Annotated in this window: 27 protein-coding genes and 2 pseudogenes; 14 read left to right on the forward strand and 15 right to left on the reverse strand. The window is 47.1% G+C overall.

What is annotated here, in order from left to right; all coding sequences use genetic code 11:
* Positions 1 to 241 precede the first annotated feature (241 nt).
* The 8 genes from NC994_RS26665 to NC994_RS26700 all read left to right on the forward strand — a co-directional run bounded on the left by NC994_RS26665 (position 242) and on the right by NC994_RS26700 (position 3,635).
* The gene (locus tag NC994_RS26665; protein ID WP_190439357.1) at positions 242 to 412 is read left to right on the forward strand and encodes a ssl1498 family light-harvesting-like protein; all 171 of its coding nucleotides are present in this window, start codon (positions 242 to 244) and stop codon (positions 410 to 412) included.
* A gap of 55 nt (positions 413 to 467) precedes the next feature.
* The gene (locus NC994_RS26670) at positions 468 to 638 is read left to right on the forward strand and encodes a ssl1498 family light-harvesting-like protein (RefSeq protein WP_190439358.1); all 171 of its coding nucleotides are present in this window, start codon (positions 468 to 470) and stop codon (positions 636 to 638) included.
* Positions 639 to 685: 47 nt separating this feature from the next.
* Positions 686 to 856 carry a ssl1498 family light-harvesting-like protein gene (locus NC994_RS26675; RefSeq protein ID WP_190411209.1) on the forward strand — a complete coding sequence of 57 codons (171 nt, stop codon included), beginning with the start codon at positions 686 to 688 and terminating at the stop codon, positions 854 to 856.
* Between the two features lie 54 nt (positions 857 to 910).
* Positions 911 to 1,147, forward strand: a complete 237-nt coding sequence (locus NC994_RS26680; protein ID WP_190411210.1) for a hypothetical protein — start codon at positions 911 to 913, stop codon at positions 1,145 to 1,147.
* A 163-nt stretch (positions 1,148 to 1,310) separates the two neighbouring features.
* Positions 1,311 to 1,634: a 2Fe-2S iron-sulfur cluster-binding protein gene (locus NC994_RS26685; protein WP_190439361.1), complete on the forward strand. Its 324-nt coding sequence runs from the start codon at positions 1,311 to 1,313 to the stop codon at positions 1,632 to 1,634.
* A 117-nt stretch (positions 1,635 to 1,751) separates the two neighbouring features.
* Positions 1,752 to 1,940 carry a hypothetical protein gene (locus NC994_RS26690; RefSeq protein ID WP_190439363.1) on the forward strand — a complete coding sequence of 63 codons (189 nt, stop codon included), beginning with the start codon at positions 1,752 to 1,754 and terminating at the stop codon, positions 1,938 to 1,940.
* Positions 1,937 to 3,001, forward strand: coding sequence for a DUF3326 domain-containing protein (locus NC994_RS26695; protein ID WP_190411213.1), 1,065 nt, complete (start codon positions 1,937 to 1,939; stop codon positions 2,999 to 3,001). Before NC994_RS26690 ends, NC994_RS26695 begins: the two co-directional genes overlap by 4 nt.
* A 46-nt stretch (positions 3,002 to 3,047) precedes the next feature.
* Entirely contained in the window at positions 3,048 to 3,635 is a 588-nt protein-coding gene (locus NC994_RS26700) for a CPBP family glutamic-type intramembrane protease (protein ID WP_190439367.1), read from the forward strand.
* A 132-nt stretch (positions 3,636 to 3,767) separates the two neighbouring features.
* On the opposite strand, the gene purN is transcribed toward NC994_RS26700, so the two are convergent.
* From purN to NC994_RS26730, 6 genes are all read right to left on the reverse strand, one after another.
* The gene (gene purN / locus NC994_RS26705; protein ID WP_190439370.1) at positions 3,768 to 4,427 is read right to left on the reverse strand and encodes a phosphoribosylglycinamide formyltransferase; all 660 of its coding nucleotides are present in this window, start codon (positions 4,425 to 4,427) and stop codon (positions 3,768 to 3,770) included.
* 7 nt (positions 4,428 to 4,434) lie between these two features.
* Positions 4,435 to 5,034, reverse strand: a complete 600-nt coding sequence (locus NC994_RS26710) for a type IV pilin-like G/H family protein (protein ID WP_190439372.1) — start codon at positions 5,032 to 5,034, stop codon at positions 4,435 to 4,437.
* A 113-nt stretch (positions 5,035 to 5,147) separates the two neighbouring features.
* A complete protein-coding gene (locus NC994_RS26715; RefSeq protein WP_190439374.1) occupies positions 5,148 to 5,669 on the reverse strand; it encodes a type IV pilin-like G/H family protein in 522 nt (173 codons plus the stop codon).
* 108 nt (positions 5,670 to 5,777) lie between these two features.
* A complete protein-coding gene (locus NC994_RS26720; protein ID WP_190439376.1) occupies positions 5,778 to 5,951 on the reverse strand; it encodes a hypothetical protein in 174 nt (57 codons plus the stop codon).
* Entirely contained in the window at positions 5,948 to 6,181 is a 234-nt protein-coding gene (locus NC994_RS26725) for a hypothetical protein (protein ID WP_190439378.1), read from the reverse strand. Before NC994_RS26725 ends, NC994_RS26720 begins: the two co-directional genes overlap by 4 nt.
* A 7-nt stretch (positions 6,182 to 6,188) precedes the next feature.
* Positions 6,189 to 6,950, reverse strand: a complete 762-nt coding sequence (locus NC994_RS26730) for a type IV pilin-like G/H family protein (protein ID WP_190439382.1) — start codon at positions 6,948 to 6,950, stop codon at positions 6,189 to 6,191.
* Between the two features lie 97 nt (positions 6,951 to 7,047).
* Here NC994_RS26730 and NC994_RS26735 point away from each other — a divergent pair, with 97 nt between their 5' ends.
* Positions 7,048 to 7,938: a sugar ABC transporter permease gene (locus NC994_RS26735; RefSeq protein ID WP_190439385.1), complete on the forward strand. Its 891-nt coding sequence runs from the start codon at positions 7,048 to 7,050 to the stop codon at positions 7,936 to 7,938.
* A gap of 227 nt (positions 7,939 to 8,165) precedes the next feature.
* On the opposite strand, the gene NC994_RS26740 is transcribed toward NC994_RS26735, so the two are convergent.
* Genes NC994_RS26740 through NC994_RS26750 form a run of 3 tightly spaced genes read right to left on the reverse strand, consistent with a single transcriptional unit; the run spans position 8,166 to position 11,913 of the window.
* Positions 8,166 to 9,098 carry a hypothetical protein gene (locus NC994_RS26740; protein WP_190439387.1) on the reverse strand — a complete coding sequence of 311 codons (933 nt, stop codon included), beginning with the start codon at positions 9,096 to 9,098 and terminating at the stop codon, positions 8,166 to 8,168.
* Positions 9,099 to 9,102: 4 nt separating this feature from the next.
* Positions 9,103 to 9,639: a cupredoxin domain-containing protein gene (locus tag NC994_RS26745; RefSeq protein WP_190439390.1), complete on the reverse strand. Its 537-nt coding sequence runs from the start codon at positions 9,637 to 9,639 to the stop codon at positions 9,103 to 9,105.
* 21 nt (positions 9,640 to 9,660) lie between these two features.
* Positions 9,661 to 11,913, reverse strand: coding sequence for a heavy metal translocating P-type ATPase (locus NC994_RS26750; protein WP_190439393.1), 2,253 nt, complete (start codon positions 11,911 to 11,913; stop codon positions 9,661 to 9,663).
* A gap of 172 nt (positions 11,914 to 12,085) precedes the next feature.
* Between NC994_RS26750 and NC994_RS26755 the strand changes: the two genes are divergently transcribed.
* Positions 12,086 to 12,742 carry a hypothetical protein gene (locus NC994_RS26755; RefSeq protein ID WP_190439394.1) on the forward strand — a complete coding sequence of 219 codons (657 nt, stop codon included), beginning with the start codon at positions 12,086 to 12,088 and terminating at the stop codon, positions 12,740 to 12,742.
* A gap of 177 nt (positions 12,743 to 12,919) precedes the next feature.
* On the opposite strand, the gene NC994_RS26760 is transcribed toward NC994_RS26755, so the two are convergent.
* Together NC994_RS26760 and NC994_RS26765 are read right to left on the reverse strand one after the other, a co-directional pair.
* Positions 12,920 to 13,384, reverse strand: a complete 465-nt coding sequence (locus NC994_RS26760; protein WP_190439397.1) for a hypothetical protein — start codon at positions 13,382 to 13,384, stop codon at positions 12,920 to 12,922.
* 35 nt (positions 13,385 to 13,419) lie between these two features.
* Positions 13,420 to 13,614 carry a heavy-metal-associated domain-containing protein gene (locus NC994_RS26765; RefSeq protein ID WP_190439400.1) on the reverse strand — a complete coding sequence of 65 codons (195 nt, stop codon included), beginning with the start codon at positions 13,612 to 13,614 and terminating at the stop codon, positions 13,420 to 13,422.
* A 68-nt stretch (positions 13,615 to 13,682) separates the two neighbouring features.
* Between NC994_RS26765 and NC994_RS26770 the strand changes: the two genes are divergently transcribed.
* Complete coding sequence (locus NC994_RS26770; protein WP_190411225.1) at positions 13,683 to 14,549, forward strand: branched-chain amino acid ABC transporter permease; 867 nt, start codon at positions 13,683 to 13,685, stop codon at positions 14,547 to 14,549.
* Between the two features lie 121 nt (positions 14,550 to 14,670).
* Here NC994_RS26770 and NC994_RS26775 read toward each other — a convergent pair whose 3' ends face one another.
* Both NC994_RS26775 and lipA read right to left on the reverse strand, forming a co-directional pair.
* A complete protein-coding gene (locus NC994_RS26775; protein ID WP_190411226.1) occupies positions 14,671 to 14,814 on the reverse strand; it encodes a photosystem I protein PsaX in 144 nt (47 codons plus the stop codon).
* A gap of 183 nt (positions 14,815 to 14,997) precedes the next feature.
* Positions 14,998 to 15,930, reverse strand: coding sequence for a lipoyl synthase (lipA, locus tag NC994_RS26780; protein ID WP_190439403.1), 933 nt, complete (start codon positions 15,928 to 15,930; stop codon positions 14,998 to 15,000).
* A 755-nt stretch (positions 15,931 to 16,685) separates the two neighbouring features.
* Here lipA and NC994_RS26785 point away from each other — a divergent pair.
* The 3 genes and pseudogenes from NC994_RS26785 (at position 16,686) to NC994_RS26795 (ending at position 18,499) form a co-directional block, all read left to right on the forward strand.
* Positions 16,686 to 17,303, forward strand: a complete 618-nt coding sequence (locus NC994_RS26785; protein WP_190411228.1) for a response regulator — start codon at positions 16,686 to 16,688, stop codon at positions 17,301 to 17,303.
* A 146-nt stretch (positions 17,304 to 17,449) separates the two neighbouring features.
* Positions 17,450 to 17,788: pseudogene (locus NC994_RS26790) on the forward strand (response regulator); the annotation flags it as partial.
* A gap of 138 nt (positions 17,789 to 17,926) precedes the next feature.
* On the forward strand, positions 17,927 to 18,499 hold the full coding sequence (locus NC994_RS26795) for a response regulator (protein WP_347276593.1): 573 nt from the start codon (positions 17,927 to 17,929) through the stop codon (positions 18,497 to 18,499).
* A gap of 184 nt (positions 18,500 to 18,683) precedes the next feature.
* On the opposite strand, the gene recR is transcribed toward NC994_RS26795, so the two are convergent.
* The gene (gene recR / locus NC994_RS26800; protein WP_190411240.1) at positions 18,684 to 19,295 is read right to left on the reverse strand and encodes a recombination mediator RecR; all 612 of its coding nucleotides are present in this window, start codon (positions 19,293 to 19,295) and stop codon (positions 18,684 to 18,686) included.
* Between the two features lie 141 nt (positions 19,296 to 19,436).
* Positions 19,437 to 19,811, reverse strand: a pseudogene (locus NC994_RS26805) (photosystem II q(b) protein); the annotation flags it as partial.

Here is a 19,811-nt window from a genome sequence, read left to right on the forward strand (position 1 = left end):
TACAGAAGCATTCAATTCAGTCACCATTAAAGACATGATTGGCTGGTTCACTCATTGCTGTTACTACGTTGCTCCTGATACCTCAGAGTGTATTCCTCTCATGTGAGAACCGCTATAGACCCACTTAAGCAGCACCTATCACTGCCCAAAGCAAAGCGTATAACAAAAAGTTTCTAGATTGTTGCAATTTATTTACATACTGTTACAATAGTTAACATAAAGAAACAAAGGAAAGACAACCATGAAATACACCACCGACGAAAGAGGCATCCTCAACAACTATGCAGCCGAGCCTGCGGTGTACTTTGCCGAACCCCCCTCACCAGAGCAGCAGCGTCGCTACGCTTTCCAAGGCGCGATCGCTATTTTGTTTGTCACCCTGCTGGTTCTGACTGCATTGGGTGTCAGCTAAGTTATTCGAGATTTCAAGATTTACGGATAAATACAACAAACCAGGACAAACAACCATGAGATACACCACCGACGAAAGAGGCATCCTCAACAACTATGCAGCCGAGCCTGCGGTGTACTTTGCCGAATCCCCCTCACCAGAGCAACAGCGTCGCTACGCTTTTCAAGGCGCGATCGCTATTTTGTTTGTCACCCTGCTAGTTCTGACTGCATTGGGTGTCAGCTAAGTTATTCAAGATTTACAGAGCAATACAACCAACCAGGACAAACAGCCATGAAATACACCACCGACGAAAGAGGCATCCTCAACAACTATGCAGCTGAGCCTGCGGTGTACTTTGCCGAGTCCCCTTCACCAGAGCAGCAGCGTCGCTACGCTTTTCAAGGCGCGATCGCTACTTTGTTTGTCACCCTGCTGGTTCTGACTGCATTGAGTGTCAGCTAAACCTGAAGAAAGAGAAGTTTCAGACACTTATTTCCAATACTTAGGAGTTCGGTTATGAAGACTGACTTTGACTTTGATGCCCGCTATCAGTTTGCGCCGACTGTCTTTAACACTGATTTCAACAACTTTGCGCCCATCACTGCTAATCAAGCTTGGTCGTTGTTCTTTACCGCTGGTCGTAACGATGCGGCGCTGGGAGATAATCCTGAAGTAGGGCGACTCTTCAACAACATCTTGAGTGCTGTTGTCTTCACAGTGATTGTTGGAGCCTTTACTTTCTACTCGTTTTAAGACAAAGACAACGTGAAAATTCCTTCAGCCCCAGCTCCTTCAAAGCTGGGGTTTCTCATTTCTAGGCATTATGGTTTGACGGGGTGAGTAGCTAATTGATTCATGGAACAATAAAGAAAGTTTAGTTTCCGTGGGGAAGCATTCCCTCTAGCCATTGCTGCTCATGTCCAAGACACATAAAGTTGAAATTTACGATCAAGGCAATACTCAGACCCTTGAAGTGCCAGAGGATAAAACGATCCTTCAGGTTGCCTATGCTGCTGGGTTAGACCTGCCCAGCTCTTGCAATGCGGGAGTTTGTACTACCTGTGCGGCTAAGGTTCTAGAAGGCAAGGTAGAACAGGGGGATGGCATGGGCGTCAGTCCAGAGCTTCAGGCACAAGGCTATGTACTACTCTGCGTTGCTTATCCCCGCTCCGATTTGAAAATTGAGAGTGGGAAAGAAGACGAACTGTACGAGCTACAATTCGGGCAGTTCCAGAAGTAGGGCTACTCAGACTCGACAAGTAATTTCGCGGCTTTTCAAACAAAGCCTGCGGTCATTTAGCCTTAATTCAGCACAGGGCAAACTGGTATTTCAATATTCCGTACTAGAACCACTAAGATGACGACACACTTTATTACCGCAGAAATTGACCTTCAGGAATCGCCAGTGCAGTTACACTCTGCTATTGAGGCAGAATTGGAAAAACGGGGAGAACCCTTGCGCTGGGCGATCGCTTCTGTAGATGTCGAACAGCAGAAAGCCCACGTTGAGGCAATCGTCACAGTCGCATCCGACTCAGCTCAGTGAATCGGCGTCCTTACACGGTTGTCTTAATTGTCCCGACTGGGGTTGGGGCAGCAGTTGGGGGATATGCGGGGGATGCGCTGCCAGTGGCAAGAGCGATCGCGCAAATCTCCGACATCCTGATTACCCACCCCAATGTCCTCAACGGTGCCCAGTTGTACTGGAATTTGCCCAACGCTTTCTATGTGGAAGGCTACGGACTTGACAAATTTGCGGCTGGGTGCTGGGGACTGCGACCCGTGCATCAGAACCGGGTCGGTTTAATCCTCGACCAAGGAATTGAACCCGAACTGCGGTTGCGGCATCTCCAGGCAGCGGATGCCACGAGAGCCACGCTGGGATTGAATCTCACAGATTATGTAGTGACAGACGCCCCGCTTGGGGTGGAACTGCGGACAGCGGCATCGGGAGCTAGTTGGGGGACGATTGGAAATCCTGATAGTTTATTACGGGCAGCAGAGGTACTGATTACTAAGGCGAGGGCAGAAGCGATCGCAGTCGTTGCCCGTTTCCCCGATGACATCGAAACCGAGGCGCTGGAAAGTTACCGACACGGGCAGGGAGTTGACCCCCTCGCCGGTGCTGAAGCTGTAATTAGCCACCTAATCGTGCGAACCTTTCAAATCCCCTGTGCCCACGCCCCAGCTTTATTACCCCTGCCCCTCGATCCGCACCTGTCTCCCCGCTCAGCTGCCGAGGAATTAGGCTATACTTTTTTACCCTGCGTTCTGGTTGGTCTGAGTCGCGCCCCCCAGTTTATTGGAAAAACCCACAGTGGTACGACCTTACCTGGAGATGTGTGGGCAGATCGAGTCGATGCCGTCGTCGTACCCGCAACTGCTTGTGGCGGCAGTGCAATCCTGAGTTTAAGCCAAACGCGATCGCAGATTATTGCCGTCGAAGAAAATAAAACTCAGATGCAAGTTCCTCCAGAACAAGTGGGAATTAAAGCATTGCGGGTAAACTCATATTTAGAAGCACTCGGTGTTTTGGTGGCCCATCGAGCTGGCATTAGTCCAGGTGCCATTAGTCCAACCCTGTCTTCGCTAGTCAGAATTCAGTAAGGCTGACAATCCTCTACTTTTACCCTTCATCCTTCATCTTTCCGAAGTGGCAAAACAGCTTCCTACCGATCCGGAAATCGAATCCCTGACGCGCACCCAAATTTTAATTGCGATGGGGGTGACAGCGGTTGTATTGCTCGTCATCGCCAAACTGTCCCTCCATTTTGGCTCGTTTTCCGTCATGCCCGTGCGCCCGACCCTAGAAGCATTACTTTTGGGCGTCGGAATTGGGCTAGGAATTACGGGTGCCAGTAGCGTCATCTATCGCCTATGGTCTGGTTATCAGCGCAGCGCCGACTACTATCTAGAATTAGTCCTAAAACCCTTATTTTGGCCTGATTTGATCTGGTTAGGACTCTTGCCCGGTTTAAGTGAAGAATTGCTATTTCGGGGTGTAATGCTGCCAGCAGTGGGATTAAACTGGGTTGGGCTAGTAGGATCGAGTTTTTGCTTTGGCATCCTACATCTGAGTGGCCCTCAACAATGGCCTTATGCAGCGTGGGCAACCACTGTAGGATTGCTACTCGGTTATAGCGCCTTGGAGACGGGTAATTTGCTAGTGCCAATTGTGGCTCACATTACGACAAATTTAATATCCAGCTGCCTTTGGAAGCTGGATACTAAAAAGGCATAAATTTTAAGAATTAGGATATCGATTGTTGAGAAAGACAAGGGAAACTGCGATTAGTTGTAAAATTCTCTCTTCTTCTTCTCTGCGTCCTCTGCGGTTCGTTTTTTCAGAAATCAAATAAAACTTCGATAGCTTTTATCTTGTTAATGCGATCGCGGCTGCCAAAGCGATCGCTTGCGGTAATATCTTGTGTTCCTGAACTTGAATCCGGGCGTGTAGCTTTTCTAGTGTGTCGTCCGGCAAAATTGGCACAGCGGCTTGTAGCAAAATCTTACCGCTATCAACTTCCACACTTACTAGATGAACCGTACAGCCAGTAATTTTTACCCCAGTATTCAAGGCTTGCTCTACTGCGTTGATACCCTTGAAACTGGGTAACAAACTGGGATGAATATTAATAATTCGGTCGGGGAAAGCATCAACTAAAACTTGCGTGACGACTCGCATCCAACCCGCCATTATCACCCATTCCACCTGATACTGTTGTAAAGTTTCAACAATTTTTTGATCCAACTCTTCGCGGCTATTAAAGTCTCGGTGATTCAGCAAAACAGCCGGAACGCCGCACTTTTCGGCTCTTGCTGCTGCCTTTGCACCGGGATTATTGTAAATCAAAACTTGAATTTGGGCATTGAGATGCTGTTGCGCGATCGCTTCTGCTACCGCCTCAAAATTACTACCATTCCCAGATGCCATCACTCCCAATTTTAACGGTGTAGCATCACCAAAAAAGCTGGGATAAACGGACGGTGAAACTAAGCTGGGGGTATGAACCGATCCAGAATTATCACTCATGTAGCCTTCAACCTCTTAATAAACGGGAACCAGCAATACAGGTAATTTGCCCGGATTGATTTCTACCATCTTGCGGTATCGGAGGCGAAGCTGAGGGTTTATCGGTTTCGCAAACAACAGCCCTGGTACTGGTTGCACGCACAGAGATCGTGGCAAACACTCCACCTGTATAGCTTTTAAGTGCAGGGCGTCTAGCAACGGCAATCATCATCACACTCTCGACGCGATCGCTCGGCTGACCATACAGACTCGGCTGTTCGCTTGCAGAGGTAGAAGCACTATTCTGACGTTGGAGGACTATCCTGTAGCGATAATTCTGCGTCTGGCCTTGAAGTCCCAACCCTAGCTGCTGCATCGATGTGGCAAATTTGCCATTTTGAAGATAGTAAGCTTGTTGAGCGCGGTTCACTGCGGCAATATACTGTTTAGCTTCACCTTCTCGCGTACTATCCGTTTGATTCCTAGTTGAAGGATTTTCTCTCGTCCTCTCGGTTTGGTTTGGATCTTGAGCATTTACACTGGTGGCGATACTACTAAGTAACCCAAGTAAAAGCAGGATTGGCAAACCAACTTGAAGGTAGCAATGCTTGAAGAAAGTCTTACTCATGCACGTAACAGCCGAGAGATTAAAAGGATTTTACCAGTATCGATTGTATTGACATACAAAGCGTAGCGTTAGCTTAACTCACTGCCGCCAAGTTACTTCCTTTTCAGGATTCACTACTTCACAAGCTGATAACCAGCAGGACATTCAATTGGCGACTTTCCCTTGTTGGAATACTTCGGTATACCAGGTATGGCAACGGATTTAATAGTTTCACAAACCCCAGCAACCGTAAAAGATTTATCTTGAGTTTTGGTAACAAATACTCCGCTTGAGTACATTTTGAGATCCGGGCGAAAAGGTTTGGCAACCATCAGTACGCTCTGGGTAGGATCGTTTGGAGGGAAAATTATATAGCCGTAGTTTTTTGACTTTTGCAAATTGCAGAATCCCAAATGCTCAATTTTTGAGGCAAACCTACCATATTCTCGATAAAAATCTTGTTGAGCGCGGTTCAACATATCCATGATTTGTTGAGGTTCCGCCTGTCGCGCCCTTTCGGCTGGGTTTTGGACTTGAGCATTGGCAATGGCAGCAATTCCACCCAGCAGCCCAAATAATAGGCTAGAGGCGATTAATTTATTAAAGATTGGCAACCCAGCCGAAAATTTATAAAGCTTCAAGATAGTTTTGTTCATACAGTTCACCATCAGCAGATTAACAAAATTTTACAGCTCCTTCAGGTAGAATAACCCTACAGCGCTGACATTTAACGGCAACTAAACTTTTGCATGGAAAATCTACACTTAAGCGCGGCTCACTGCTGCAATATACTGTTTAGCTTCACCTTCTCGCATCCTGTCAGTTTCGTTCGCAGCTTGAGCATTTACACTGGTGGCGATACTACTAAGTAACCCTAGTAAAAGCAGGATTGGCAAACCAACTTGAAAATAGCAATGCTTGAAGAAAGTCTTACTCATGCACGTAACAGCCGGGAGATTAAAAGGATTTTACCAGTATCGATTGTATTGAGATACAGAGCGTAGCCTAACGTTAGCGCGATCGCTTCTGCAACTGCCTCGAAATTACTGCCATTTCCCGACGCCATCACACCTAATTTTAAAGGAGAGCGATCACTCAAAAGATTGGGAGGAACCGTTGGTGAAATTAGGCTAGGTGTGGAGTCAGGTGGTGCTAAATTGCTAATCATGCAGTCTTTAACGTTGTAGTAAATGGGAACCAGCCGGACACTGAATTTCCCCAGATATGTCCTTCGGATGCGTTGGCATTGCAGGCGGTGTGGATGAGGGTTTATCTGTTTCGCAAATTACTGTTCTTGTAATATTTTCACCATTATTTGTGACAACAAATACAGCACCCGTGTAGCTATTAAGTTCGGGGCGCTTGGCTTTGGCAGTGTGCATCACCCTTTGAGTGCCATTACCTTGAGGTACAATTTTGTAATTATAACTCTCTGTCTCTGGCTTAATCCCAATCCCTAGCTGCTCAATTGTTGTACCGAATTTATTATTTTCCAAGTAATAAGCTTGTTGTGAACGGTTCATCGCACCGATGTACGTTTTCCCTTCAGATTGTTTTGCCTTGGTTGCTTGATTGTTAAAGGCTTCCTGAATATCAACGATTTTAGTATTGGGAGGTAAATCAGGTGAATCAGAAAGCTTTTGAACCGGGATTTCATAAGCAACCAAGGACTCAGAGGACGTTTCAGGCGGGAGGAGAAATAATTTACCCTCTGGCGTCAATACAAATTTTACCGCCTGACTGGATGATGGATTGTTGACTTGCCATTGTCCTACCCATCGATCTGTCCCTAAATTGGCATTAGCAGCGCTGGGAGAAGAAGAATCTGAAGGTGTATTGGTTGAATTACATCCATAGATAGCGAGTAACCCAAGCAATCCGCTAAGCATTCGGAAACCAGGGTGTTGGCTGCGTTGCTTGAATACGGTTATGTTCACGGTATCAGTTACTGACCAGAGATTAACAGGATCTTAGCAGTGCCGCCAGGTAGAATAACGCTACGACGCTAAGATTCAACGGTAAGCCAATCGCTCAATGAAAAATACGCACTTTTCTCGGAGGCATCTGTTAGATAATGATGCGATCGCTGCCTGGATTTTTCTGACCCCTGCCTTAATTCTATTAGGGCTTTTTCTCCTATGGCCTATCGCTTATTTGTTTTACCTCAGTTTTACCACGGGTAGCTTTACCTCTGCGGGTGTGCGCTTAGTGGGATTGAGAAACTACTGGCGTCTCATGCTGAGTCCTGACTTTTGGCAAGTTCTCGGTAACACTGCTTATTTCACCATTGCCACGGTGATTCCCAGTTTGGTAATTCCTTTGGGTTTAGCAGTGCTATTAAATCGTGCCTTTGCCCTGCGAGGAATCCTGCGAACTGCCTATTTTATCCCCTCAATCGTTAGTCTTGTGGCAGCTGGTTTGGGGTTTCGCTGGTTGTTTCAAACCGAAGGGCCAGTTAACGCATTTCTAAATGCTATCGGAATTGAACCGATTTCCTGGCTGGGTAGCACGTTTTGGGCGATGCCAGTGCTGATTTTGTTAAGCATTTGGAAGCAATTGGGTTTCAATATGGTGGTGTTTTTGGCAGGGTTGCAGGCGATTCCCTCCAGTCGCTATGAAGCGGCAGAACTAGATGGTGCCAATTCCTGGCAGCAATTTTGGTACATTACCCTGCCAGGATTGCGTCCAACTCTCATCTTTGCCACCGTCACGACGGCTATTTTTACCCTGCGGAGTTTCGAGCAAGTTTACGTCATTACCGGCGGCGGGCCATTAAACTCGACTAATTTGCTGGTTTACTACATCTACGACCAAGCGTTTGCCCAATTTGATTTTGGTTATGCCGCAGCGGCGGCAACTGTGCTGTTAGCAGTAACGCTGGTGCTAGTGTATTTTCAGCTAAAAACTTGGGGAGAAGAAGCTTAGGAATTGTGTTTATCGTCTACACCAAGTTAGCCATTTCCGATGAGGTAAGTTTGTCTAAGTTTGTTGAGCAAGGCTATAGCAATCCAATGTGAAATTTATCTTTGTTGTTTTTAACGAACCGCAGAGGACGCAGAGGGCGCAGAGAGAAGAGAAGAAGAGAGAAAGAATGGTGTTGCGAGTGAAATTAGGATTGCTATAGGTATGCTCAAGGGGTTGAATTCATTGTGTTAGAGAACTTCTACCCAAAAATCAGCGGTAACAATCTTACCGTTGCGGTTAAACTGACCCCAGAGTTTATATTTTCCTGGTTCGGGAAATTTGGTATGGAAAAGAACCTGACCTTCAGGAGTATCTTTCATGGCATGGGCGTGAATGTAATCTGCGGCTGTTAAGCTTGGTGACTGTCGGAGAATGACTAAATGACCTTTTTCTCCTAAGTACGGTTGCAAGTCTTTGACGGGTTGAGTGTTAGAAGCGTCTCGCAGATCAAACGTTAAGGTAACATCTTTACCTGCTTTGAGGGTTGGCTCAGAAAATACAAGATTTGCTTTTGTATTTCCGAAAGTTTTAAACTGATTTAGATCGATTGCTGGTGCAGGTGAAATTTTACCAGGAATCCGTGTTTTTACTGCCGAGACTTGTTCCTTTTGACCGGCTGGTTTGTAGTCATTCAAAAGAGTGTAATTACCCGGTTGAGGAAAACTTGCCTCGACTTCAAAACGCCCATTCTGCTTGTAGGTGGGATGAAGATGGCTGAAAAACTGGAGATCGTCACTGACAACAATCAAGTGCATCAGTTTTTCTTGAAAAGTGTCAAACTTAACGATCGCTTTCCCGGATTTGTCTTGAATATCAATCGCTAAAGAAACGGGTTTGTTTGGGGTAATTGTTCCTTGAATCGTCAGCTTCGCCTGCGCTGCCTCAGTTTCAGGCATCGATTCGTGCGCCGATTCGTGCTTCGATCCGTGCCCCATCTGATGTCCCTCATGAGGGTCGGTTCCAGCCGTGTGATGCCCCTTATGGGAGTCATTCCTAGTGTTTGTAGAGGTCGCTTGCATCGTTCCATCCTTCATTTTCATCGTATGAGTGACTGCGCCTGTAGCGATCGCGCTTCCTGCCACTAAACCAACCAAACCCAAAAGCATTGACTTATTTTTCATTATTTTACTCCTCTTGATTTGCCGTTCCGGCTGCTTTTACTTCCAAGACACCTCTAGCCATATTCATTCCACAGGTAAAGGGATATTCGCCTGGGGTTTTTGGTGTGAATTCCACAGGTGTCAGCCGATTCAAATTCAAATCTTTAGCAATGTGAAAATCCGGTAAAATGATTTTTTCCAGACAACTACTGGGGTCTTTTCTGAAAAAATTGAGCCGCACAGGTTGCCCTGCTTTCACGACGACTCGATTTGGATCGTAACCGCCATCTACTTGGATAGTCAGTTCCTGAATTCCTTGATTTGCTGTCGCTTGTTGAGCTTGAGTTTTACTCACCAGAAACCACCAAAGTTCTAACCCAATTAAAGCCAACCCGCCTAAAGTAAGACCCAGTTTTAGCTCAAAAGGTTGCTGAATTTGACGAAATTGGTTTGTGGGCATTGGTGCCTCGGCTGAAGCGGCTTTTGCGGGTGTTCCTGAGAAAACCGAGAGCAAAATCCACAAAACCAGAAGATTACTCAACAATTTTTTTTGAGTTACCATATTTCCTCCTTTTCTATGTACTTAGAAATTTACTCGCGGCTGAAAATTCCGCAAGCGCAAAGCGTTACTGACAACAGAAGCCGAACTGAATGCCATCGCTGCACCCGCAATCATTGGGTTCAGTAACCAACCAAAAATCGGGAATAAAATACCAGCAGCAATCGGAATTCCAGCGACGTTGTAAATGAAGGCAAAGAAGAGATTTTGGCGAATATTTTGCATCGTGGCGCGACTTAATTGAACCGCAGTGACAATCCCTTGCAAGTCGCCAGAAATGAGGGTGATATCGCTAGCTGCGATCGCGACATCGGTTCCGGTGCCAATCGCTATCCCCACGTCTGCTTGTGCCAGTGCTGGGGCGTCGTTGATGCCATCACCTACCATTGCCACCACTTTGCCTTCGGCTTGCAGTTCCTGGACTTTAGCGGCTTTCTGGTCGGGACGGACTTCTGCAAACACTCGCGTGATGCCAACTTCTTGCGCGATCGCGTCTGCTGTTTTGCGGTTATCCCCGGTTAGCATCACCACTTCTAAACCCATCCGGCGTAGCGATCGCACAACGCCTGCGGAAGAGGGTTTGAGGGCATCGGCAATGCCAATTAATCCCTGCATTTCGCCATCTACCGCAATCCAGACGGCAGTTTTACCAGCAGATTCCCAAGCAACTTTTTGTCCTTGCAAAGGTAGTGTTTCAATCCCTAATTCATCCATCCAACGCTGAGTACCAATTTGCACCAGTCGGTCTGATACAATCCCTTGAACGCCACTACCTGCGATCGCTTCAAAATTTTTCGCCTCTGGTAATGGAAACTGTACTTCCTGAGATTGGGCATACCTCACAACCGCTTCAGCCAAAGGATGTTCGGAATTGCGTTCAACGGCTGCCGCTAACCTTAATAGTTTTATCTCGTTGCTGTAGGCAGTTCCCACCATCGTGTTGTAGTCGGTAACGGTGGGTTTTCCCTGAGTCAAAGTCCCCGTTTTATCCAACACAATCGTTTGAATTTTATGCGCCACTTCCAGACTGTCAGCACCTTTAATTAAGATGCCGTTTTCCGCACCTTTTCCGGTTCCCACCATCACAGAAGTCGGCGTTGCTAAACCCAAAGCACAGGGACAAGCAATAATTAACACTCCCACCATTGTCATCAGGGCCATTGTGAGATTGCCCATCACGTCGAACCAGATAATAAAAGTAGCGATCGCGATCGCAATCACCACTGGCACAAACCACCCGGTTACTTGATCCGCTAATCGCTGAATTGGGGCTTTGGCACCTTGCGCTTGTTGCACCAGTCGGACAATTTGAGCCAACACCGTATCTCGTCCAACTCTCGTCGCCCGAAACTGAAAACTGCCAGTTTTATTAATCGTCGCCCCAATCACTTCATCCCCCGCCTGTTTCTTCACAGGCAAGCTTTCACCCGTCACCATCGCTTCATCGACACTAGACGTGCCTTCTACCACTTCCCCATCCACGGGGATTTGTTCGCCAGGACGCACTAAAACCACATCGCCCACTTGGACGGCTTCAACCGGAACATCGATTTCCTGTCCATTGCGGATCAAACGTGCTGTTTTCGCTTGCAAACCCATCAATTTGCGAATTGCTTCCGACGTTTGCCCCTTGGCGCGAGTTTCTAAAAACCGTCCTAGCAGAATTAAAGTAATGACAACCGCCGCTGTTTCGTAATAGACATCTGTAATTCCCTCCAAGAATTCTGGAAATACAGTCACAAACAGCGAGTAGAAATACGCCGCACCTGTACCCAGCGCAATCAGCGTATTCATATCAGCCGTGTGACGCTTCAAAGCTTTCCACGCACCTGTGAAAAAAGATTGACCGCACCAAAATAAAACTGGCGTTGTCAACACTAGCTGCACCCAAGAATTATGCAACCATGCCGGAATTAAGGGGAGGTGCAATCCAGTCATTGCCGGAATTGACCCCACCACCAGCACAATACTAATCGCTGCGCCGAATACCACTTTCCGCGCCAAATCTTGCCGTTCCTGACGGCGGGTGGCTGCTTCGGTATCATCTTCTTTGCTTCCGAATTCTCGAACTGGCGCGGCTGTATATCCGGCGTCGGTGACAGCCTGCTGAATTTCCTCTAAACTCGTTTGCTGAGGCTCGTACTTAACAGTCGCCTGTTCCATGCCGAAGTTAACGTTACACTCGCTGACGCCTGGAACATTGCGAATCGCTTTTTCTATCGCACCGGCGCAAGCCGCACAACTCATTCCTTGTAACTTCAGAGAATGTGTTTCCATAACTTTCTCTAACTCGATGATTTTAGGTTAATCTCTCTAGTTAACTGGAGAGTCAAGGGGTAGAGAAAAAATTTTGCGTGCCATATTCGTGGTTAAAAGAGCGATCGCGTATGCATCGATAATTCCGCTTCTCGCTACCCCACCACCCCCATCTGTTTAGAAGAAGGCACTCATGCGCGACCAGCTAATTGCAGAATTAAAGCTTTGCATAGAGCCATTGTTACCTGGTTATCTAGCAATTTTTGATTTGGCTGATACGAAGCGGCGCAACCTTTACTTAGGTCACGAAGAAGTAGATAAAGATATTTTAGGATTCGATACTTTGTTAAAAGCTCATCTCGGTAAAGCTTTCAAACGAATTGGGGGCGAGCGCTGGGTTGCTTTTGTTACTGAAAATCAACTCAACGTTTTCGATCGCTTAATTTTGGCATACCAAAAAGAAGTCCCTATCTCTGCTGGCTGGGAATGTAGAGCGATCGCTCCTAACAGCACCTTAGTTCATATTGAGGAGAAAACCGATGTCTTGATAAGTCGCGCTGTCCGATGTGGCTACTTAAATATCCAAGACATCAATGACGTAGCGGCTAGGGTAAATGATTTACTAGAAGAAATATGGCGTTTACCTGTTAATTCCGCCACTTCACTAGAGCAGAAATTAAGATCGAATCAATCAAAGTGGAAGTGTATCATCGGCAATTTACCTAGCACTGCGTACTGCCCCTTCTGCAAAGGCACAAAGTTTGAATGGCTAGAAGGGACTGATGACACGGCTTACGGAATTTGTATGGGTTGTAGCGCCGAAGTCGATTTTATATACGGGCGAATATAGCAATTCTCTATTAGATGCAGTACATAAACTCACCCCTACCCCTCCTCGCAAAGGCTGTTCTTGGCATTGATTTCAATTTTTTGATAAGTGCGATGTATGCGAGAAAAAGGAGCGAGCGTTAGAAATTGTTAGTAACTTAAATGAAATTCCAGCAAACAGAAATTACTTTCGCTTTCCCTAAAAATTATTGCCTGATTCGTACCTATTTGTAGAAAGCCGCTTTTCTTCGATAAACTTAAGCCGAAAAGCCGCAGTTATTCCCCAAATGGCATTAAAAAATAATACAAACAGTGGAGTTAAAACTCCCAGTTTCAACCCTAGCAGCCCTTGATTCGCTTTCACCGAAAATACAATCAGTAATTGCGCCAGTGTCGGCGCAAGACTATAGACAATTCCTCGCAAGACAATCCCTCGCAACCAAGAGGGGTAACGCAGAAAAGGCAAGACAAAGAGAAATCCCCATAAACCGCCCCAAACGATGCGAGGATACAGCCAATCTGGGGTCAAAGCTGGCGCAATTTTCACCCCCAAGGCAGCAGTGATGCCCAGAACTCCAAACAGCCAAACAGCAAGACTATTTGCCAGTCCTCCCAAAGCGCCAGCGGCGAAGACGAGTGTTAATTTTCTGCTCCACTGCTGCATCCAAATTTCCCCTAACCTTTGCGATAATCTTATCGCTAGGCGACAGGATATCCAGCGTTCGCGATCGCTTCCCTGACTTTGTCTGCTGGCTGTTGTGTTTCCACACTTACGAGCTTGGTTTTGGTATCAGCCTCTACCTTCGCGGTGGGGTCAAGAGTGGCAACTGCCTTAGAAATCGTGTCTACACAGACAGAACAAGCCATGCTGGGAACTTTCAGTTGTAGTGTCATAGTGTAAATTCAGGATTATTGTTTCAATCGCTATTATGAAATCTCCAGTCAACTGGAGAGTCAAGTGAATGGATGTACAAACTGCTCAATTAATTGTGAATGGCATCGCCGTGGGTTGCATCATTGCGCTAGCGGCGATTGGTCTAACGCTGACTTATGGAATTTTGCGCCTTTCCAACTTTGCTCATGGCGATTTTATGACCTTGGGCGCGTATCTTACCTGGTTAGCGAATATCAGTGGGATAAATATTTGGCTGTCAATGATTCTAGGCGCGGGGGGAACGGTGGCGGCGATGCTACTGAGCGAACAGCTGCTCTGGAAACCAATGCGGGCACGCCGTGCCTCCCCTACCACCCTGATCATCATCTCGATTGGACTTGCCTTGTTTCTCCGCAATGGCATCATTTTCATTTGGGGAGGAGGCAACCAGCGCTACAATTTGCCAATTGCCTCCGCCCTCAACATCTTCGGAGTCAACGTGGCTTATTACCGGATCGTTGTCATGGTTTTAGCCGTCCTCGCAATGTTGGGGCTGCATTTCCTGTTGCAGAACACCAAAATCGGGAAGGCAATGAGAGCAGTTGCGGATGATATCGATCTCGCTCGCGTCTCAGGCATTAACGTTGAGCGCGTGGTGATTTGGACTTGGCTGATTACCGGCGTTTTTACGTCCCTGGGAGGAGCCATGTACGGGCTGATTACGGGCATACGCCCCAACATGGGCTGGTTTTTGATTTTGCCGATGTTTGCGTCGGTGATTCTCGGCGGGATTGGCAACCCCTACGGCGCGATCGCAGGTGCGTTGGTAATTGGTATCGCCCAAGAACTCAGCGTCCCCTTCCTGGGGTCTGAATACAAGCAGGGTGTTGCCCTCTTGATCATGGTCTTAATTCTGCTTGTCCGTCCCCAAGGCTTGTTCAAGGGCACCCTATAAAAGGATGAAGGATGAAGGATGAAGGATGAATCAACAGGCTATCCATCCTTCTCCCTTCCGCCTTCATCGTTGTCATTCGCCCTAACCTCAAAACTGTAGATTCAGTTTTCTTAGAGATGGATTACGGGTTGATGATGTGGAAATAAATCGCTGCAACCAGGAAGTTACCAGCTAAGAGGATCAGCGAAACGATAGTGCGGAAAGGATAGGGAGGCTTACTCGTTTGGGTAAGAGAACCTTTTGGTTTCTTGGCTTGTGCAGTCATAAGCATTTGCTCCTAATTTTGGACTTTATCAAGAAATACCAAAGAGCTGTCACAATTAGCACGGCTCGATAGAAATATTTTCATTTACCGCAGTCTTCCTGAAAGCAGCCTAGACCTTGATAGGCGCTTTCCCGATGCACGATCAATAGAAAAATTCTTTTTTCCTCCCCTGGCTTCTTGACTTTAAGCACTCTCTCCCGCGTGGTAGGAACTGCGGACGAGGGGACCGGAACGGACGTGAGCAAAGCCCATTTCCCGCGCGATCGCTTCCAGATGCTCAAATTCTTCTGGCGTCCAGTATTTTTGGACTGGTAGATGTTCTAGTGAAGGGCGCATATACTGACCGAGGGTAATGCGATCGCATCCAGCATTCCGCAAATCGGTCATCGCCTCAATCACTTCGGCTTCAGTTTCTCCGTGTCCCAGCATCAAGCCGGATTTCGTGGCAATTGTGGAGTCAAGTTCTTTCACAATCCGGAGAACATCAAGCGATCGCTCATACTGTGCCCCCCGTCGCACCCGTCCTTGCAGACGCTCCACCGTCTCAATATTGTGGTTATAACAAACGGGTGACGCTGCAACCACCGTTGCGACTCGTTGCCGTTGTTTCTCCACCGCATCCTTACCCCCCCAGAAATCTGGCGTCAACACCTCAATCAGCGTTTCCGAGTTCATCTGTCTTATCGCTGCCATCGTCGCCGCAAACCAACTTGCCCCCCCATCCGGCAAATCATCTCTCGCCACCGAAGTCAGCACCACGTAGTGCAAAGAAAGCAACTGCACCGCCTGAGCCACCTTTTGCGGTTCTTCCGGATCTAATGGCATCGGTGCGTGCCCTTTCTCCACTTGACAAAAAGCACAGGCACGGGTGCAAGTTTGCCCCATCAGCAGAAACGTTGCTGTCTTTTGGGTATAACACTCTCCCCGGTTCGGACAGCGCCCCTCTTCGCAAATCGTGTGAATTTGCCGCTGCTTAATAATTCGCTGCACCGTCGAAATGTCGCTTGCTTTCCCGATGGAGCGTCGCAACCAAGGCGGTAGCGCCTCAATTTCTGACCTCCACGCTTGTACATCAGGCTGAATTTGTCGAGCATTCGTTTCGATAGGCAAATTCATGTTTTTTTCTGGGCTACCAGCTCAATGAGCATCCGTATAATACAGAACTTACGCAGCCAAACTCCTAAACTCAAGAGCTTACAACAATTTCCATAGCAACTCTCTATTGGATGCAGTACGGTTTAACCCCACCTCAGCCCCTCTCTGTTCGCGGATTTGGTTCAATATTCTCCCCTCTCCGTGAAGGTTGAGGCGCTGGGGGTGAGGTTCCGATCGAGTGAGAACCACTATCTCGCCTGCTTTCCTGCGCCTTTGTCTATATAGCCAGTACAGGATAGCCAGTACAGGCACAACCCAAAAAAGCCCCTACGTTGTCGGGCAATGCGTCAGTCCTATGATACAAATCTTAAATCATTCGACTCTAACTCTGATTCTGCTTCTGCCTTAGTTTTTTTCCCTTTCAGGTCAGACCGGATTAATCTAGAATTAGGCACGCTGCTAGCTTTTTGGCTTTATGTTTTTGTATGTCAAGACGATCGAAGAGTGAGGATATCAGGCAAGCCATTGTGTTGCTGTATACCACGCACTCATGAGAATCCCCATTACGGCGCTAGCGTTGGTTTACCGTAATCGGGTATAGAAATCATAGTTCTGTAGCGCAGACACACTTGTACTACACATTCCAAATTATCCTGATTGGTATGAACGCGAGGCAGTTTTCTGCTAGCCGCTCATCTTGCTGAAATTAGCGGCAAGGCAGCAGTCGGCTCAAATCAACTTTAGTTTTTCTTTAAATTACCCCTAAGGAGTCAGTCGTGGCAGGTCACAAAATTCTGGTGATTGATGACAGTCGAGTGATCAGAAATACAGTACGAGATATGTTACCACCGGGTAACTTTGAAATTTTAGAAGCAAAAGACGGTCTGGAAGGCATGAATCTGATCTACCAGTCACACCCGAACTTGATTATGTTAGATTTTCTCTTGCCCAAAATGAGCGGGTGGGAGGTGTTTCAGCAGATTCAAAGTAAGCCCGAACTTCAGTCAATTCCTCTCGTTTTAATGTCTGGTCGGAAAGAAGAGGTGACAGAGAAAATCTCAGAACCTTTTGAATATTTTGAATTCATACCCAAGCCCTTTGACCAGAAGCAACTGATTGCCGCTATCAAGACAGCGATGGCAAAAGCAAGAAACCGCCCGGTGGTAGTACCATCAGCACCGCAGCCAGCCGTCGCTAAGGATACAGTCCCACCAGATTCAGGGGTTGCGTCAGCAGACATTCAGCAGTTAAATGCCAAGATTGCCAAGATGCAAGCTGAGATTGACGCCTTGAAGAAACAGGTGGCTCCAATGGCAGCGATACCTAGTGAGGTTGATGGCTTGAAAAAACAGCTAGCTCAAATTGTGACATTCATTAAACAAAAGCTGAAGTAATCGCTAGCATTTATAGAATACACCTCAGCATTTAGATCCTGTCCCCATTCAATCTTCCAGCTCATCTGACTCGTAATCGGGGCGTTCTTACGGTTGAGTTCCTTGTTTCATGGAATGTCCTCAGTCACCACTCCTAGGAGTTAGTTATGCCAAGTAACAAGATCCTGGTTATCGATGACAGCAGCACCAGTCGGAGTCTAGTCCGCAAGCTATTGCCCCAGAGTAACTTTGAAGTTCTCGAAGCAAAAGACTCTCAAGAAGGACTGAATTTAATCCGAAAAGAACGCCCCAATTTAATCGTGCTGGATTTCCTGTCATCTCAGCCTAGTAGCTGGGAAGTCTTTCAACAAATTCAAGTCTCTCCGGAACTCCAAAAGATTCCTTTAGTGGTGACATCAGGACGTAAAGAAGAAGTTACACACAAAATTCCAGAACCGTTTGAGTATTTTGAATTTGTTGCCAAGCCGTTGGAGCAGAAGACGCTGATTCAGGCGATGAAATCAGCAATGGCTAAGGCGAAACTGCCTCGTCGGCAAGCCGCAGCGGCTGGTGCCCAAACAGCACCAGCCGCTAAAGGAACCCCAACGGCTCCCGACGTTCAGAAAGCGGGAGCAACTCAAAAAATCCTAATTGTTGATGATGCTAAAGTCATTCGGGCTTCATTGCCAGAAATGTTGCCTCCGGGCAACTTTCAAGTTTTAGAAGCAAAAGATGGGGAAGAGGGACTTAATCTCATCCGTCAAGAGCATCCGAATGTCATTATTTTGGATTGGATTCTGCCTCGCATGAGCGGTTGGGAGGTTTTTGGGCAACTTCAAGCTTCGCCCGAACTCCAGATGATTCCTTTAGTGGTCATCTCTGGGCGGAAAGCGGAAGTGATGGAGAAACTTTCAGAACCGTTTGAGTATTTTGAATTCCTAGAGAAGCCCTTCAATGAGAAGCACTTAAATCAGGCAATCCAGTCGGCGATCGCTAAAGCCAAATTGCCACGCCCACAAGCTGGAACACTTTCTGCTCAGACAACCGCAGTCGTTGCTGACTCTACAGATGCATCGGCTGAAATTAAGGCATTAAATGAAAAAATGGCGGCAATGCAGGCTGAAATTAAGGGATTGAAGGAACAAGTCGCTGAAATTCCGGCACTGAAAAAACAATTGGCTCAGATGATGGCTTTCGTTAAGCAAAAGTTGAGTTAGAAGCCCTATTTAAGTGACTAGAATACCCAGATTATCTACTGGCTGCTAATGACTCATTGCTAATCTCCCTCTTGTGTCATTTTGAGAGAATTCGATGAATTTACAGTATTACAGCCCATGAGAAATCAAGCTTTTACCCCAGTTTGTCAGAAGAGGGATCTAGCAATTCTAGGGTTCTACTTGCTTAATCCAACTCTCTGCGCCCTTCTAAGGCTCGTGCTAGTGTCACCTCATCGGCATACTCTAAATCACCGCCCATCGGTAAACCAAAAGCAATCCGCGTCACCTTGGTAAACGGCTTTAGTAATTGACCGACATACAGGGTTGTTGTCTCACCTTCCACACTGGGACTAATTGCCAAAATCACTTCTTTAATTTTTTGCTGGCTCACTCGCCGCACGAGCGGTTGAATATTTAGTTGGTCGGGGCCAATTCCATCCATCGGTGAAATGATGCCTCCCAAGACGTGATACTTGCCGCTATATTCGCGAGTTTTTTCCAGCGCAATCACATCACGGGAATCTTCCACCACACAGAGCGTGCTGTTGTCGCGGTTAGAGTTACGGCAAATATCGCAGACAGGTTCAGCCGAGAGGTGAAAGCACACCTGACATAAACCCACTTGCTTTTTCGCCTCAACTAAAGCTTGAGCCAGTGTTTCTACTTCTTCGGGCGATCGCTTAATAATATGCAGTGCCAGACGTTGTGCAGTTTTCGGGCCAACTCCTGGCAACCGTTGTAGTTGCTCGATGAGACGAGCTAAGGGACGTGTGTAAACCGTTGTCCTATCTCCAATCTGTATGCTTCCATATTTATCCTAAACCCCCGATAGATTGGATTGATACAATCTGGCTCTATCTGTGGTTCCCAATAAAAAAGCGCCCCCTTGTGGGAGGCGCTTTTGATGTAGAGACGCGATATATCTTGTCTCTAGCGATTAGCCATTGATGCTGGGAGCCATCAGAGCCACTGGGGTGGACTCACCGGCTGCCAAGTCGAGGGGGAAGTTGTGAGCGTTGCGCTCGTGCATCACTTCCATACCCAGGTTGGCGCGGTTGATGACATCTGCCCAAGTGTTGATGACCCGGCCTTGGCTGTCAATCACTGACTGGTTGAAGTTGAAACCATTCAGGTTGAATGCCATCGTGCTGATTCCCAAAGAGGTGAACCAGATGCCGACGACGGGCCATGCACCTAACAAGAAGTGCAAGGAACGGCTGTTGTTGAAGGAAGCGTATTGGAAGATTAACCGACCGAAGTAGCCGTGGGCTGCCACGATGTTGTAGGTTTCTTCTTCTTGTCCGAATTTGTA

Source organism: Trichocoleus sp. AS-A1 (assembly GCF_039962015.1).
Lineage (GTDB): Bacteria > Cyanobacteriota > Cyanobacteriia > Cyanobacteriales > FACHB-T130 > FACHB-T130.

Coding starts and splice junctions, on each gene's coding strand:
- NC994_RS26665 (WP_190439357.1), top strand. CDS start 242: ATGAAATACACCACCGACGAAAGAGGCATCCTCAACAACTATGCAGCC.
- NC994_RS26670 (WP_190439358.1), top strand. CDS start 468: ATGAGATACACCACCGACGAAAGAGGCATCCTCAACAACTATGCAGCC.
- NC994_RS26675 (WP_190411209.1), top strand. CDS start 686: ATGAAATACACCACCGACGAAAGAGGCATCCTCAACAACTATGCAGCT.
- NC994_RS26680 (WP_190411210.1), top strand. CDS start 911: ATGAAGACTGACTTTGACTTTGATGCCCGCTATCAGTTTGCGCCGACT.
- NC994_RS26685 (WP_190439361.1), top strand. CDS start 1,311: ATGTCCAAGACACATAAAGTTGAAATTTACGATCAAGGCAATACTCAG.
- NC994_RS26690 (WP_190439363.1), top strand. CDS start 1,752: ATGACGACACACTTTATTACCGCAGAAATTGACCTTCAGGAATCGCCA.
- purN (WP_190439370.1), bottom strand. CDS start 4,427: ATGAGTGATAATTCTGGATCGGTTCATACCCCCAGCTTAGTTTCACCG.
- NC994_RS26710 (WP_190439372.1), bottom strand. CDS start 5,034: ATGAGTAAGACTTTCTTCAAGCATTGCTACCTTCAAGTTGGTTTGCCA.
- NC994_RS26715 (WP_190439374.1), bottom strand. CDS start 5,669: ATGAACAAAACTATCTTGAAGCTTTATAAATTTTCGGCTGGGTTGCCA.
- NC994_RS26720 (WP_190439376.1), bottom strand. CDS start 5,951: ATGAGTAAGACTTTCTTCAAGCATTGCTATTTTCAAGTTGGTTTGCCA.
- NC994_RS26725 (WP_190439378.1), bottom strand. CDS start 6,181: ATGATTAGCAATTTAGCACCACCTGACTCCACACCTAGCCTAATTTCA.
- NC994_RS26735 (WP_190439385.1), top strand. CDS start 7,048: ATGAAAAATACGCACTTTTCTCGGAGGCATCTGTTAGATAATGATGCG.
- NC994_RS26740 (WP_190439387.1), bottom strand. CDS start 9,098: ATGAAAAATAAGTCAATGCTTTTGGGTTTGGTTGGTTTAGTGGCAGGA.
- NC994_RS26745 (WP_190439390.1), bottom strand. CDS start 9,639: ATGGTAACTCAAAAAAAATTGTTGAGTAATCTTCTGGTTTTGTGGATT.
- NC994_RS26750 (WP_190439393.1), bottom strand. CDS start 11,913: ATGGAAACACATTCTCTGAAGTTACAAGGAATGAGTTGTGCGGCTTGC.
- NC994_RS26755 (WP_190439394.1), top strand. CDS start 12,086: ATGCGCGACCAGCTAATTGCAGAATTAAAGCTTTGCATAGAGCCATTG.
- NC994_RS26760 (WP_190439397.1), bottom strand. CDS start 13,384: ATGCAGCAGTGGAGCAGAAAATTAACACTCGTCTTCGCCGCTGGCGCT.
- NC994_RS26765 (WP_190439400.1), bottom strand. CDS start 13,614: ATGACACTACAACTGAAAGTTCCCAGCATGGCTTGTTCTGTCTGTGTA.
- NC994_RS26770 (WP_190411225.1), top strand. CDS start 13,683: ATGGATGTACAAACTGCTCAATTAATTGTGAATGGCATCGCCGTGGGT.
- NC994_RS26775 (WP_190411226.1), bottom strand. CDS start 14,814: ATGACTGCACAAGCCAAGAAACCAAAAGGTTCTCTTACCCAAACGAGT.
- lipA (WP_190439403.1), bottom strand. CDS start 15,930: ATGAATTTGCCTATCGAAACGAATGCTCGACAAATTCAGCCTGATGTA.